The 745-nt window shown below is 61.1% G+C and carries 1 protein-coding gene; it reads left to right on the forward strand.

All coding sequences use genetic code 11. The annotated features are described in order from the left end of the window. The coding region (locus AC0L2Z_RS35370; RefSeq protein ID WP_473630641.1) for an IS110 family RNA-guided transposase at positions 1 to 745 on the forward strand (745 nt) is incomplete at both ends.

A 745-nucleotide genomic window follows, 5' to 3' on the forward strand; every position in this document is an offset into this window, starting at 1 on the left:
GAGAAGAACGCACTCGATCACCGGCACATCAGGTTGGAAGGCTTCTTGCATCAAGGGCGGCAACCAGAGAAGAACGACGTCGCAGATGCGGAGGCGATCGTCGAAGCAGCGCAACGACCGACAATGCGCTTTGTCGAACCGAAGACCAAGGAGCAGCAGTCCCGGGCTATCGTGTTTCGCACCAGAGAGCAGTTCGTGAATCAGAGAACCGAATTGGTGAATGCGCTGCGCGCGCACCTCTATGAGTTCGGTTATGTTGCTCCGCAAGGCGTCGGCCACCTGCCACGTCTGGCAGAGATCGTCGAGGACGAGAGCGCAGACCTGCCGGATCTGGTCCGTGACATCTGCAGCGCTCTCCTTGACCAGATCGACCAGTTGAGCAGCCGGCTCGCGGCATTGAAGAAGACGATCGACACGCTGTCCAAGCAAGCTGCAACATCTCGGCGCTTGCAGACCATGCCCGGTGTCGGCCCTATCGCTGCCCTTGCCATTGAAACCTTTGCGCCACCGATGGAAGCCTTCAAGTGCGGTCGCGATTTCGCCGCCTGGCTCGGGCTGGTCCCGCGGCAGAAGTCGAGCGGCGGCAAGCAACGACTAGGGAAGGTATCGAAGATGGGCCAGCGCGATCTTCGGCGGTTGCTCATCATCGGCGCCATGGCTGTGGTTCGATGGGCGTCTCGGAGGCGCGCGCCCGACGGTTCCTGGCTTGCCCGCTTGATGTTGAAGAAACCGCGCATGCTGGTGG

This window comes from Mesorhizobium sp. WSM4850, assembly GCF_055811735.1.